The sequence below is a fragment of the Pseudomonas sp. IPO3778 genome (assembly GCF_013386825.1).
GTDB lineage: Bacteria > Pseudomonadota > Gammaproteobacteria > Pseudomonadales > Pseudomonadaceae > Aquipseudomonas.
In genome coordinates, this window is the sequence record NZ_JACARC010000089.1 from 25,834 (window position 1) to 35,983 (window position 10,150).

Below are 10,150 nucleotides of genomic sequence, written 5' to 3' on the forward strand. Positions count from 1 at the left end.
CATTCAGGTCGGGACATGAAAGATCTACCTACAGGCAATGATGACGTCTACGTTCTCGTCCACCAATTGCAGGGCTCGGCAGTCCTGACCATCGCGGGTCACACAGTACGGCTGGAAGCGGGCGACATGGTGGTGCTGGACGCGGCAAAACCCTCCGACTTCAGTTTCCCGAGTGCACCCCACCAGGTCTCCATTTGCTTGCCGCGGGAGATCGTCGAGAAAACCTATCCAACCCGGCCCGGCATCGTGGGCAGGAAAATGTCCGGCAACACCCACTTCGGTTCGGTGGTCGGCTCATTCGTGAACGAACTCTCCACCCTGTTGAATAGCCCGAAAAACGAAGTGGACGCCATGCACCGCGCCCTCCTGGCACTGCTCAAACCGTTGTTATCAACCTGACCTGCCGGCGGCCCGTGCTGCCGTTGTGCCAAGCGATCAAGCCCAGCCACAGCAGCATCAGCAGCGCGGTGGGGGCCAACGCGGTCTTGGGCACAAAGGGCGAGACAAAGCTGAATGCCGCCAGCCATCCCCCGGCGATCAAACCCGTGAACTTGATGGGCCTGATCGCCAGCAGCGACACATTGACGATCCAGAGCCCGGCGAAAATATGCCCACCCAACCGGATCGGCATCGCGATTTCGCTCGGCACATGGTTCAACGTCATGACCCCGACGGTCACGTCCACCACCAACCAGCCATACCCCGCCGCCTTTGCCCACCCGGGCGCAGGAAGCTGGGGCACCAGCAGGAAGATGGCCAGGTGAAAGAGGATGCCGGGGTAGTCCAGCCACCAGCGGTCCATCGGCCACACATAGGAGGCGACCACCGGAGCAAACATCGCGATCGCGACAATCGCGCAAGTACGGGCAGAAGGCACGAACGTGCTCATTGCGCGGCCCATTTCAGGACGAAGTCCGGGTAACGCGAGCCCACGATAGCGTCCGGTGCAAAGGCGCGGTCCAGCTCGAACAGTTCCTGGGGCGTGAATGTCACCTCAAGCGCCTCCAGGTTGTCCTGGATGCGGGATGGGCGACTGATACCGGCCAGCGGCACAATATCGTCGCCACGGGACAGCACCCAGGCCAGCGCCAGTTGCGCCGGCGTGAAGCCTTTGGAGGCGGCCATCGCTTCGAGCACCTGGGCCGTGGCCATATTGCGCGTGTAGTGTTCACCGTGCATGCGTGGCGCCAGGAAATGCGCGCCGGCTGGCGGTTGCCCCTGCGGCAGCCGGCCGCTCAACATCCCCTCGGCCAGGATGCGATAAGCCACGACGCCAATGCCAAGCTCGCGCGCGGTGGGGAGGATTTCCCGTTCGATAAAACGGCTGGCCAGCGAATACTCAATTTCCAGTGCCGTGACCGGATGCACGGCATGGGCGCGACGCAGCAGGTCGGCCCCCACTTCGGAGACGCCCAGGTAACGCACCTTACCGTCCTTGATCAGGTCGGCAATCGCCCCGATCGTCTCTTCATACGGCACGTCCGGGTCTGCACGCCCCGGCTGGTACAGGTCGATAACGTCCACACCCAGTCGCTTCAATGAATAGGCGGCAAAGTTCTTGATGGAATTCGGACGCCCATCCAGGCCAATGATGCGGCCATTCGGGTCCACCTGGGCGCCACATTTAACGCTCAAAAAGGCGCTGTCACGGCGCCCCCGCAAAGCGCGCCCCACCAGCATCTCGCTTTGGCCGCTGCCATAAAAGTCGCCGGTATTGAGAAACGAGAAACCTGAATCGAGGGCGGATTGAAGGGTGTGCACCGCTTGCTTCTCACGGTCGTCGTCCCCCATGCGAAACGCCATGCAGCCCATGCCAAGCGCAGACACCGCAGGCCCGTTTTTACCCAATGCCCTCATTGTCATTTCAGTCATTGCCTACACCCTTTTTCCAATACACTCGCGCTTTCATTCAAGCCGTTCATGGCCGTTTATCACTAAAATTTACATTTAATGTAAAATGTAAGTTTTATCGGTGTCAACAGGAGTTGTGGGGAATGCCACGTACCGGGCTATCTGCCGAGGAAATCAAAGCACGGGCGACCGACGTCGCCCTGGCACGCATGCGCTTGCTGGGCGTAGACAAAGTGCGCATCACAGACGTTGCCAAGGAATTGGGCGTGAGCCACGCGGCGCTTTACGCACATTTTGCCGACAAGGCGGCGCTGCTGGATGCCGTCACGGAACGCTGGCTCTGCGAGATTGAACAGACGCTCTCCAGCGTGGCGAGTGCGGCGGGCGATCCGGTGACACGCATGGGCGAATGGCTGGTCAGGCTCTATCAGATGAAACGCAAGCGCGCACTCGACGATCCGGAACCCCATCGCGCCTTCGATGTAGCGGCGGCGCTGGATAAACCGTTCGTCATTGCCCACCTCAACAACCAGCTTCGCCAGCTTGCCGGGCTGTTCCAGGAAGCCGGGGCAACGTTTGATGGCGACGCAGGCCTCAATGCCCGATTGATGTACACCGCCACGGCCGCCTATCACCACCCAACACTCGTGGCCCAAACCGCACACATGGACCACGAGCCGATGCTCAGGCAGATCATCCAACTGGTATTGTCGGGGATGACCCGAAACCGGAATCAAACGTTTAACTGTCCAGGAACTGAAATGCCCACCCTGACCCTGCGTAACGCCACCCCGGCTGACGCCGCCCGTTGCTACGAGATCGAAATCAGCGCCTATGAAGGCGACGAAGCCGCCACCCTGGAAAAGATCGCCACGCGCATCGCCCTGTACCCGCAAGGCTTCCTGATCCTGGAGGCGGACGGCGTTGTGGTGGGTTTCATCAACTGCGGTTGCGCCGATGACGTGGTGATGTCGGATGAGGCCTTCAAGGAGTTGGTGGGGCATTCAGCCGAGGCGCCGAATGTGGTGATCATGTCGGTGGTGGTGGACCCCGCCCGGCAAGGCAAGGGCTACTCCACGCGCTTGATGACGGAGTTCGTGCAGCGCATGCAGGCGATGGGCAAGAAGACCATTCACCTGATGTGCAAGGACCAGCATGTGGAGCTGTACAAGCGCATGGGCTATCGCTATGTGCAGCCGTCGGCGTCGGACCATGGCGGGATGGCGTGGCATGAGATGGTGATGGATCTATGAAGCCGCATCGGATTGAGATCGGTGATCAGCCAAACGCCGACGCCGAGCAACGCCTTGGCAGCAGCCTCGCCGCCTTCAACGAACACATCACCGGCTCCAATGATCGGCGCCCGTTGACGGTGCTGATCAAAGATCCGGATACCGGTGAAATCCTCGGCGGCATCACCGGCAAAACCACCCTCGGGATGGCCTTTCTCGATCTGTTTCACCTGCCCGATGCGCTGCGTGGTTCAGGCCTGGGCACAACGCTGTTGAAGGCATTCGAAGACGAAGCCCGCCAACGTGGTTGCCGTTCGGCGGTGCTGTACACCCTCAGTTTCCAGGCCCCGGGGTTTTACGAAAAGAAGGGCTGGGTGCGTTTTGGTGAAATCCCCTGCGACCCGGAGGGCAGCAGCCGGGTGTTCCTGAGCAAAACCCTCTGACAGCTAAACCCCAAGCCTTTTGCCAAACAGCCGATTTTCATGGCTCTCATTCTGGAACGTGTAAATCGGCGCACCCAGCAGCTCATAACCACGGCGCGGATAAAACCCCAGCGCCCGTTCGTTGCCGATCCACACCGTCGCCCATAACAACGACGCACCGCCCTCCCCGGCACGCTGTTCCGCCGCTTGCAGCAAACGGTAACCGAGGCCCAGGCCGGTAAACCGTGCCTGGAGGTAGAGCCGCTGCAACTCGGCCGCTTTTGGGGTTGAGATCAGGGCGTGGCCAGCGTCCATCGTCACCTGGGCAAACCCCACTAGATGCGCATTGGATTCGGCGACGAGAATGAACGTGCCCGGCTGCGCGATCAGCGCAGCGATCGCCTGGGGCGAAAACGCTTGCAGCGCCTCAGCGGCGATCGAATCGCGGATACCTTCGGTGGCGTAGGTATCAAGAAATACCTGCATGCCCAGCACGCCAATGCATAAGGCATCTTCAGGCCGGGCAGCGCGGATAAGCACGTCGGGGAGCATTCGGTGGGTACTCTGATCATCAGCAAGGGCAACGTTTTAACACAACTGCACATCTCTGCAATTACCAGCCCGAATTCGCCCCAGTAGGGTTATCGCTTCCCCGCCAACAGGAGCCACCCATGACCTGGTTTTCAGACCCCGACGCTGTTGCCCGTTACGCCGAAGGCCCGGTGAGGCTGGTGCCGGGCTTTGAGTCCCTGCAACGCATGACGACGTTGCTGCTGCGGGAAAGCGTCCCGGCGACCGGCCATGTGTTGGTGCTGGGTGCGGGCGGCGGGCTGGAGTTGAAGAAGTTCGCCGACAGCCAGCCCCAATGGCAGTTTGTGGGGGTGGACCCGTCTGCCGAGATGCTGAAGCTGGCCGAAGCCACCTTGGGCCCGTTGATGACGCGGGTGCAGTTGCACGAAGGGTATATCCACACCGCGCCCGAAGGCCCGTTTGATGCCGCGACCAGCCTGCTGACCCTGCACTTCATCCCGGCCGAAGAGCGCTTGCAAACCCTGAAAGCACTCTGGCAGCGCTTGCGTCCGGGGGCACCGCTGATTGCGGCCCATCACAGCTTCCCCCAGTCCTCACCAGAGGAAAAAGCCCGCTGGCTGAAGCGTTATGCGGCCTATGCGGTGGATTCCGGCGTACCGGCTGAAGATGCCCAGCGAGCGATTACGGCGATCAGCAGCCACTTGCCGGTGCTGTCGCCCGAGGACGATGAAGCGCTGCTGCGGGCGGCGGGTTTCGAAGGCGTTGAACTGTTCTATGCGGGCTTCAGCTTCAAGGGTTGGATCGCTTACAAGCCGGCCTAGACCGGCTTACTGCTGGCGATATTCGCGCGGCGTGGCACCGGTATGGCGCCTGAACACCTGGGCAAAGTGGCTCGGGCTGCCGTACCCCACTTCAAGCGCAATGTCCACGATGCTCAAGGTTGACTCCAAAAGAAGCTGGCGTGCCTTCCTCATCCGCATCTGGATGAAATATTGCGACGGCGACCACCCGGTAGCCCGGCGAAACAGTCGGCTGAAATGGAAGTCGCTCATGCCAGCCGCCATCGCCAGCGAAGACAAGCTGAAGTTGCGATCCAGCCTCGCACCCATGTACTCAATGGCGCCGTGCAACTTGTAGGCAGGCAGCGCATTGGCCTGCTTGAGGCCACCGCTGTCATCCCGGTAGTGCCTCACCAGATGCACCGCCAGCGCCTGACCAATGCCGTGCAGATACAGTGGGCTGGCGTCCCGATCATTGATCACCTCTTGATACAGGCATCGCATCAATTGTGAGACTTGCGCATCCCGGGCACCGGATACGTCGCGCAAACGTATTGCGCCGGCCTGTCCCACCAGCACCTCGCGAGCCGCCAACCCCAGCAGTCGCTGGCTCAGGTACACATGCACCACCTCGAAGACCGCGTCGCCGTCGGTACGCCAACGCATTTCATAGGGCTCGGGGGACATGGTGAGGAAGAAGTCGTCAGCCGTTACCCCATGAGCCGTCCATTCCTCCCCGCCAGTTCGCTCTTCCACCCGCGCACCACCCGATACCACCAGCACCAGCAGAGGCTCGGCAACGGCCGGAATGATCAGGTCCTGGGTAGTGCTGCGGTGGCGGTAGAGTTGAATCTGCACCTCGGAATCCAGACGCTGGCCTACCGCCTGATGGGCCGCTGGCGGCAAATACTCAGGCATCTTGTGCGCCGGAATTCGGCCTTGTTGACCCAGGCGTTTCACGGATTTTGGCGGTTGCATGACACGTCACCAGACCGGTTGGGGTTGCTCATCATAGAGGATTAAAAAGCAAGATCACGATAGTCAGGCAAGACCGCGCCAGATTCGCCAGCTTGAAGGGGCGACAGTAAGGGCGTCTCCAGCGGCACCCCGTCGCTGGAAGCGTGAACTGGAGAGTTTCATGACTGACGACAACCGCAAAGCATTTGAAGGCAAGGTGGTTTTAGTGACCGGTGCCGCCAGCGGAATAGGTCGCGCCGTGGCCCTGTTACTGCATGAGCAAGGCGCCAAAGTCGTTGCCGAAGACAAGAATGCAACAGTTGAGCAACTGGCGAGGCCCGGCCTGGTGCCGCTGGTGGCCGACATCACCCAGGACGGCGCGGCCGAAACAGCCGTCGCCACGGCGCTCAAACATTTTGGGCGCCTGGACATCCTGGTGAACAACGCAGGCATCATCATCAACAAGCTGGTGATCGACATGACGCGGGAAGACTGGGAAGCCATTCAGTCGGTCAATGTAACCGCAGCGTTTCTGCATTCCCGCGAAGCGGTAAAGGCGATGATCCCAAACCGCAGTGGTGCGATTGTGAACATAGCCTCCTACGCGGCTTATCAAGCCTTCCCGACCATCGCTGCGTATACGGCGTCCAAGGGTGCGTTAGCGCAGTTGACGCGCACACTGGCGCTGGAGGTGATTGACCATGGCATCCGCGTGAATGCCGTGGGCTCCGGGGATGTTGTCACCAATATCCTCAACGACGTGGTTGAGGATGGCCCGTCGTTCCTTGCCCGGCACGGCACGAAAACGCCCATCAAGCGCGCCGCACAACCCGAGGAAATCGCCGAAGTGGTGGCGTTCCTGGCGTCCGGCCGCGCGTCATACATCGTCGGCGCTGTAGTGATGGCGGATGGCGGGATGAGTGTTTGCGCCGGCGCCTAGGCAGGTCGTTACCAACTCCCCGACGCCCCACCACCACCGCTGGAACCGCCGCCCCCCGATGAACTGCTGCTGGAACTGGAGCTGGAGCTGGAGCTGGAGGAACTCGATCCGCCGCTCGACCCCGACCCCGAGTCGTCGCTGATCCCGTGGGCAAAGATGAACAGCCCCGCGAACGAAGCCAATGGAAACGCCAGCAGCCAGCCCGTGGTGCCCATGTCAATCAACGTCCCTGCCACCCCGTACACCACCAGCACCACCACCAGCCGCGCGACAAACGACGCGCGGCTCTCTTTCCACAGGCCCTTCATCACCACGAACAGGGCGAAATACAGGCCCAGGATCACCAGCCCGGCAAAGGGATAAGCCAGCCAGTGGATCATGGACAGATCACGCACGAAGTGGTCGGTCAGCAGCACCCCGGCGATGTAGGCCAACATCCCCAGCACCGCATAAAACGCCGCCCTCGCCTGCCACAATGCGCCAAACGTGGCGCCACCGATCAGCATGCACAGTGGCAGCAGAATCAAATAGACCGGCCAGTTTTTGCCCCCTGCCACCGCGACCAGCAGTAGGGTGACCACCACCACCGCAATCAGGGCCCGGCGCCAGGGGAGTTTTTCAGCCCCCATCAATACGCCGACGACCCCGCCAAACATAAATGCCAGGAGCACCGCATACGCTTCGGGAGGAAAGCCGGCCGTGGCCACCTCGGGCAAGCTGCCACCGTCCACCAACACCGTCAGGTCGTCCACGGCCTGCTGGATGCCACCGGCGTAATCGCCCTGGCGAAAGGCCGGGGTGATGTGTTCTTCAATGATGCGGTGGGCCAGTAGATCGGTGACCACGCCCTCCAGGCCGTAACCCACTTCGATGCGCACCTTGCGATCGCCCTTCGCCACCAGCAGCAGGATGCCGTCGTTGACGTCCTTGCGCCCCAGCCTCCAGGCCCGGAACAGTTGGTTGGCGAAGTCTTCGATGCTCGCCTCGCCGGTGCTCGGCAACAGCATCACCGCCACCTGGGCGCCCTTGCGTTGTTCAAGGCTGGCGAGTTGCGTGGTCATGCGTGATTGGCTGGCGGGGTCGAGGGTGTTGGTCAGGTCGATCACGCGCTGGTTCAGGGGCACCGTGACCAGACCGGGGGGTGCGGTGTCGTCAGCCTGGGCCGATGAGAGGCATAACCAGCCCATCAGGACGATCAGCAGCACACCCGGCGCGGGGCGCATTGGAAACTTCAACATGTCCTGATCACCACCCTGTTTGTCATGGAGCCTTGAAAAAACGCTCGGCGAGCGTGCCGTGAAGCGTCGCTTGTACCGCGCCGGTCAGCACAACCCCGCCGCTGCCGTCCCACTGCACCGTCACCGTACCGCCGTCACATTGCACGTCGACGCTGTCGTCCAGCAGCCCGCGTCGAATCCCGTTGACCACCGCGCCACAACAGCACGAGCCCGAGCCCTGAGCAATGCCAGCGCCACGCTCCCAGATGCGCAGGCGGATATGGCCACGGTCGAGTACCTGCACGAAATGCACGTTGGTCTTGTCAGGGAACAGCCGATGGGTTTCCAGCGACGGACCCATGGCGGCGATGTCGATGGCCGTCAGATCATCGACAAAGAACGTGCAGTGCGGGTTGCCCATGCTGCACGCCGCCGGGTTGCCCTCCAGCGGCAAATGTTCGGTGTCCATGGCTTCGGCCAGGGGAATAGCGTCCCAGCCCAAGGAGGGCGGCCCCATGTCAACCGACACCCGTTGCCCTGATTCGCGCACGCAAGTCAGCAGGCCACGGTTGGTTCGCAGCAGCACAGAGGCGGTACCGGCTTCGCGCATCAGCAGGTCCGCCACCCCACGGGTGGCGCTGCCACAGGTGTCGAGCGGTGTTCCATTGGGGTTCCAGAACGTGATGCGGGCGGCAGCGTCATCGCAATCGAGCACCACGGCCAACTGATTGAAGCCTATGCCGCGATGGCGATCCCCCAGCCGGCGGGCGACTTCTGCGGTGATCGGGTCATCCTGGCCGCGCCGGTCGATCACGATGAAGTCATCACCGTGGGCGTGCATCTTCACGAACTGCAAGGTCATGGGGCATCCTGTTCTAGACCGGTCACTGCGCCCCAGCATACGGAGGTAGCAGGTGTTTCATCAAATTTCCGTCAGGGTCATGTTAACGTCGCGCGATTGCGCTATGGCCGCCCCATTCCCGAGAACAAGCATGCTCCAACGCCCCCTGAAATCCGTGGCTCTGGCCGCGCTGCTCACCGCCTTCACCCAGGCCGCCGTTGCCGCGCCACCCATCGTCAGCCTTTGCCAGCCGGGCACCTCGAACCCGACCGCCAAATCGCTCCTGGCCGCCGCCCAGCGTCACCTCGGCGACCAGCCCGACGCCCTGCCCCACCTGCACACCGAGGGCACACTGCCCAACCAGGGCATCCGCGAGCAAAGCATCGCTGCCGAGAAAGACTGGCCGGTGATGCGCCAGGCCGCCATCGCCTGGCGCCTGAGCCGCGACACCCGTTACCTCAAGCAGGTCGACGACTACCTCAGCGCATGGGCCAGCACCTATCAGCCGGATTTCAACCCGATCGACGAAACCAACCTCGATATGCTGATGAACGCCTACGCCCTCACCGCCAGCGACCTTCGCCCCCAGACCCGCGACGCCACCCGCGCGCTGCTGACCCATCTGGGCAACGGCTACATCGAGCGCATCAAGCAGTTCCACGGCGCCAGGAAGGCCACCAACACCAATAACTGGCAGAGCCACCGGGTGAAGCTGGTCACCGTGGCCGCTGCGGCATTGGGCGATCGCCAGATGCTGGAAGAGGCCTTCCAGCTGTTCCAGCAACAGATCACCGACAACGTGCTGCCCGACGGCTCGGTGACCGACTTCAAGGACCGTGACGCCCTGCACTACGTGGTCTACGACCTGGAGCCGCTGGTTCAGGCCGCGTTGGCGGCCAAGCCCTACGGCATCGGCGGCAACTGGCTGGACTTTACCGCCGCCCATGGTGGCTCGCTGAGCGAGGCACTGGATTGGCTTGCCCCGTATGCCAAAGGCCAGCGCAGCCACGAAGAATTCGTGCACACCCGCGTGCAGTTCGACAAAGACCGGGCTAACGTCGGCGAGCCGGGCTACAGCGGCGAGTGGAACCCCAAAAGCAGCAATACGCTGTACTGGCTGGCGGCGCAGCTGGACGCGCGGTACTTGCCGGTGGCCGAACAGCTCGCGCCCAAACCAGCGGACTGGATCAGTGCTTGCTATTTGAAGTGAATTTGGAATGCGCTCCCTGTGGGAGCCGGGCTTGCCCGCGATGCAGGCGGCGCGGTCTGCCAGGCGCACCGCGCTGATCCCATCGCAGCCTCGCTGAAGCTCGACAGCTCCAACATTAGAGCTGTGTCGCGCCCAAATCTTGGATGCACGCCCTGTGGGAGCCGGGCTTG

Annotated in this window: 12 protein-coding genes and 1 pseudogene; 7 read left to right on the forward strand and 6 right to left on the reverse strand. The window is 62.1% G+C overall.

Translation table 11 applies throughout. The annotated features are described in order from the left end of the window. Nucleotides 1-15 precede the first annotated feature (15 nt). Nucleotides 16-399 (forward strand): hypothetical protein, encoded by a 384-nt coding sequence (locus HX855_RS31460; protein ID WP_177085620.1) that lies wholly within the window; start codon nt 16-18, stop codon nt 397-399. Here the strand turns inward: HX855_RS31460 and HX855_RS31465 are convergent. Both HX855_RS31465 and HX855_RS31470 read right to left on the reverse strand, forming a co-directional pair. Continuing rightward, the gene (locus tag HX855_RS31465) at nt 377-889 is read right to left on the reverse strand and encodes a hypothetical protein (RefSeq protein ID WP_177085622.1); all 513 of its coding nucleotides are present in this window, start codon (nt 887-889) and stop codon (nt 377-379) included. The two genes, HX855_RS31460 and HX855_RS31465, sit on opposite strands and share 23 nt — an antisense overlap. Further along, on the reverse strand, nt 886-1,872 hold the full coding sequence (locus tag HX855_RS31470; protein ID WP_256352994.1) for an aldo/keto reductase: 987 nt from the start codon (nt 1,870-1,872) through the stop codon (nt 886-888). Before HX855_RS31470 ends, HX855_RS31465 begins: the two co-directional genes overlap by 4 nt. A 188-nt stretch (nt 1,873-2,060) precedes the next feature. On the opposite strand from HX855_RS31470, the pseudogene HX855_RS33575 reads away from it, so the two are divergent. The 3 genes and pseudogenes from HX855_RS33575 to HX855_RS31480 all read left to right on the forward strand — a co-directional run. Beyond that, nucleotides 2,061-2,531, forward strand: a pseudogene (locus tag HX855_RS33575) (TetR/AcrR family transcriptional regulator); the annotation flags it as partial. Nucleotides 2,532-2,612: 81 nt separating this feature from the next. Beyond that, complete coding sequence (locus HX855_RS33580; RefSeq protein WP_256352998.1) at nt 2,613-3,104, forward strand: GNAT family N-acetyltransferase; 492 nt, start codon at nt 2,613-2,615, stop codon at nt 3,102-3,104. Then, complete coding sequence (locus HX855_RS31480; RefSeq protein WP_177085626.1) at nt 3,101-3,526, forward strand: N-acetyltransferase; 426 nt, start codon at nt 3,101-3,103, stop codon at nt 3,524-3,526. Before HX855_RS33580 ends, HX855_RS31480 begins: the two co-directional genes overlap by 4 nt. 3 nt (nt 3,527-3,529) lie before the next feature. On the opposite strand, the gene HX855_RS31485 is transcribed toward HX855_RS31480, so the two are convergent. After that, nucleotides 3,530-4,057: a GNAT family N-acetyltransferase gene (locus HX855_RS31485; RefSeq protein WP_177085628.1), complete on the reverse strand. Its 528-nt coding sequence runs from the start codon at nt 4,055-4,057 to the stop codon at nt 3,530-3,532. Between the two features lie 119 nt (nt 4,058-4,176). Here HX855_RS31485 and HX855_RS31490 point away from each other — a divergent pair, with 119 nt between their 5' ends. Then, entirely contained in the window at nt 4,177-4,857 is a 681-nt protein-coding gene (locus HX855_RS31490; RefSeq protein ID WP_177085630.1) for a class I SAM-dependent methyltransferase, read from the forward strand. A gap of 6 nt (nt 4,858-4,863) precedes the next feature. Here the strand turns inward: HX855_RS31490 and HX855_RS31495 are convergent, their stop codons facing one another. Further along, nucleotides 4,864-5,793: a helix-turn-helix domain-containing protein gene (locus tag HX855_RS31495; protein ID WP_256352995.1), complete on the reverse strand. Its 930-nt coding sequence runs from the start codon at nt 5,791-5,793 to the stop codon at nt 4,864-4,866. 160 nt (nt 5,794-5,953) lie between these two features. Between HX855_RS31495 and HX855_RS31500 the strand changes: the two genes are divergently transcribed. Next, nucleotides 5,954-6,712, forward strand: coding sequence for an SDR family NAD(P)-dependent oxidoreductase (locus HX855_RS31500; protein WP_177085632.1), 759 nt, complete (start codon nt 5,954-5,956; stop codon nt 6,710-6,712). A gap of 8 nt (nt 6,713-6,720) precedes the next feature. Here the strand turns inward: HX855_RS31500 and HX855_RS31505 are convergent, their stop codons facing one another. Together HX855_RS31505 and dapF are read right to left on the reverse strand one after the other, a co-directional pair. Continuing rightward, complete coding sequence (locus tag HX855_RS31505) at nt 6,721-7,950, reverse strand: YgcG family protein (RefSeq protein WP_177085634.1); 1,230 nt, start codon at nt 7,948-7,950, stop codon at nt 6,721-6,723. A 22-nt stretch (nt 7,951-7,972) separates the two neighbouring features. Then, nucleotides 7,973-8,791 carry a diaminopimelate epimerase gene (gene dapF / locus HX855_RS31510; protein ID WP_177085636.1) on the reverse strand — a complete coding sequence of 273 codons (819 nt, stop codon included), beginning with the start codon at nt 8,789-8,791 and terminating at the stop codon, nt 7,973-7,975. A 130-nt stretch (nt 8,792-8,921) separates the two neighbouring features. Between dapF and HX855_RS31515 the strand changes: the two genes are divergently transcribed. After that, nucleotides 8,922-9,980, forward strand: a complete 1,059-nt coding sequence (locus HX855_RS31515; RefSeq protein ID WP_177085639.1) for an alginate lyase family protein — start codon at nt 8,922-8,924, stop codon at nt 9,978-9,980. Nucleotides 9,981-10,150: the final 170 nt, after the last annotated feature.